The following is a 1,503-nucleotide window of genomic DNA, read 5'->3' as shown; positions in this document are numbered from 1 at the left end:
CTGCTGGGCAACCGCCATATCTCCCTTGTGTTTGCGCTCGAACAGATGGTGCTGCACCACGCCGTTGAGATACTCCACTGTAATGGGCTGCTCCAGGGTGGCCATCAGCTCCTCTTTCTCCAGCTCGGCATTGATTTCATCGGCGGTCGTGCGCAGCAGCCCGGCCAATTGAACCAACATGCGGCGCTCACCTTCGCGCAGCAGGCTCAACATGCGGTTTCTCTGCTGCTCATTCTGTTGGGTCATACATTTCCTTACGTCAATTGGGAACAAGCCCGCTCATTCTGCCCTGTCCCCATGACAGCGTCTATCTCATGCCCCCCACAAATTTTTGGCGCTGGCTCACAAATGGCTACAGATGCTATTTGAAGCGGCTCTGGGGTATAGTAGCCGCTGATTTTCAGGCGCTTTTTTCACCTTCATCCGCAAATGGGGATGACACGGCAAGGGCGCCTGCCCGGTTTACCCCAACGAGGTGAAGATCCGCTTTATGACCGACGCCATTGTGGTGCTCTGCACCTGCCCAGATCAAACCAGTGCCGACCTTCTCTGCGAACAACTGCTGAACCAGCGGTTGGCCGCCTGCATCAATCAACTGCCGGGCGTCACCTCCGTCTATCGTTGGCAAGGCAAGGTGGAGCGCGCCACCGAGATCCAGCTCATCATCAAATCCCGCCAATCGCGCTTTGCCGAGCTGCAGGCATGTATTCAAGCCAATCACCCCTATGAGGTGCCCGAGCTGCTGGCCCTGCCGGTGAGTGCCGGACTACCTGCCTATCTCGACTGGCTCAATGGGGAGACCTCATGACGTTCACCCGCTTGCTCTCTCCCCTGCTGCTGCTCTGTGCCCTGCTGATGGCAACAGTGGGCAGCTCCCCAGCCCACGCCAGCGGAGCCGATCTGCTCAGCTCGCTAGGCATTGAGGCCAACGCCAAACCCAAATTTTTACAGGTCGATGAGGCCTTTCAGATCGAGAACGAACAGCGTGGCGATCAGCTGCTGCTGACCCTTCATATCGCCGACGACTACTACCTCTATCGTCACAGTCTGCGCTTCAAGGGGAACAACCTCACCTTCAGCGAGCCGACCCTGCCGGAAGGCACCGAGCACGAGGATGACTTCTTCGGCAAGACCCGGGTCTACTACCAGCAGGTGAGCATCGCGGTACCGCTCAAAGAAGTGGGCGACGGCGCCACCCTGCGGGTGCGCTATCAGGGCTGTACCGACGGCCTCTGCTATCCACCGACCGACAAGCTGATCGATGTGGCCCCGCTGGTCACGGCAACCACAGCGTCCACTGCTGAAACGGCACAAAGCGTCGCACCGGTTAGCCAGCAGGATCAGCTCGCCGCCGCCCTCGGCCATCAGGGGTTCTGGCTCAGCATCGTCGCCTTCTTCGCGCTGGGGCTGGGGCTCGCCTTCACCCCCTGCGTCTTCCCCATGTATCCCATTCTGACCGGCATCATCGCCGGTGCCGGTCATCGCCTCTCTACCGGCCGCGCC

General features: G+C 59.9%; 3 protein-coding genes. 2 read left to right on the top strand and 1 reads right to left on the bottom strand.

Features of this window, described 5'->3' with window-relative positions; all coding sequences use genetic code 11:
- On the bottom strand, window positions 1-246 hold a 246-nt coding region (locus tag AACS18_RS10325), incomplete at its 3' end, for a hypothetical protein (protein ID WP_258228913.1).
- Between the two features lie 244 nt (window positions 247-490).
- Here AACS18_RS10325 and cutA point away from each other — a divergent pair.
- The gene (cutA, locus tag AACS18_RS10320) at window positions 491-808 is read left to right on the top strand and encodes a divalent-cation tolerance protein CutA (protein WP_069556185.1); all 318 of its coding nucleotides are present in this window, start codon (window positions 491-493) and stop codon (window positions 806-808) included.
- On the top strand, window positions 805-1,503 hold a 699-nt coding region (locus AACS18_RS23330), incomplete at its 3' end, for a protein-disulfide reductase DsbD domain-containing protein (RefSeq protein WP_258228912.1). The genes cutA and AACS18_RS23330, both read left to right, overlap by 4 nt.

It is taken from the genome of Aeromonas sp. HMWF015, from assembly GCF_963878965.1.
Classification (GTDB): domain Bacteria; phylum Pseudomonadota; class Gammaproteobacteria; order Enterobacterales; family Aeromonadaceae; genus Aeromonas; species Aeromonas veronii.
The sequence above is the reverse complement of the archived record's forward strand: the minus strand, read 5'-3'. Positions and strand labels throughout refer to the sequence as shown.